This is a genomic window from Polaromonas sp. P1_E3, from assembly GCF_056405935.1.
Window position 1 is genome coordinate 1 of record NZ_JBFUBD010000688.1, and the last position, 989, is coordinate 989.

A 989-nucleotide genomic window follows, 5' to 3' on the forward strand; every position below is an offset into this window, starting at 1 on the left:
CGTCATGCGTGGCAGCCTGATTGAGGTGCTGCACAGCAACTTCATCCGCACGGCGCGCGCCAAGGGCTTGCCCATGCGCATCGTCATCCTGCGCCACGCCCTCAAGCCCGCGTTGCTGCCGGTGGTGTCTGTCATGGGACCCCTGGCAATCTCATCGATCACGTCGGCTATCGTGACCGAGTCGGTGTTCTCCCTGCCGGGCATCGGCAAGCTCATCGTCAACGGCGCCGCCAACCGCGACTACACACTGGTACTGGGCCTCGTTGTACTGGTGACCGTGATTGCCGTCACGCTGAACCTGCTGGTGGACCTGGCCTACGCCTTGCTCGACCCGAAGATCCGGTACTGAGCAGGGACTGCATGTTGTTTGAACAAAAAACCAGGCAAGACCAGCTCGCCGCGGCTGTCGGCCAGACGCTGGCCGACGCCGAGATCCACGGCCGCAGCCCTTGGGCGGATGCGCGCGTACGCTTCATGCGCAACAAGGCTGCGGTGTTCAGCCTGTACCTGCTGGCATTCATCACGCTGTGCTGCATCGTCGGGCCCTGGTTGCTGCCGCATGCCTTCGATGCAGCCGACTGGGACGCGATGAGCCTGCCGCCCACGCTCAAGAATGCCCATTTTTTCGGAACCGACGAGTCGGGCCGCGACCTGCTGGTGCGCAGCCTGGTGGGCGGCCGCGTCTCGCTGTTGGTGGGGTTCCTCGCGACGATGTCGGCCGTCACGCTGGGCATTGTCTGGGGTGCGACAGCCGGCTTCATCGGCGGCAGGGTAGACGCCTTCATGATGCGCGTCGTTGACATGATGTATGCCGTGCCTTACCTGTTGATCGCCATCCTGATGGTGACCATATTGGGGCGGGCCTTTTACCTGGTGGTGATCACCATCACGGTATTTTCGTGGATGAACATGGCACGCGTGGTGCGGGGCCAAACTCTGTCCTTGCGTTCCAAGGAGTTCATTGAAGCGGCCCGCGCGCTGGGCGTGCC

Annotated in this window: 2 protein-coding genes; both read left to right on the top strand. The window is 63.1% G+C overall.

Annotation, left to right across the window (positions count from 1 at the left end; genetic code table 11):
• Positions 1 to 349, top strand: a 349-nt coding sequence (locus AC1D0Z_RS22805) for an ABC transporter permease subunit (protein WP_477660408.1), incomplete at its 5' end; no start/stop codon positions are given.
• A 125-nt stretch (positions 350 to 474) separates the two neighbouring features.
• Positions 475 to 989: ABC transporter permease (locus AC1D0Z_RS22810; protein WP_477660409.1), on the top strand; the 515-nt coding region annotated here is incomplete at its 3' end.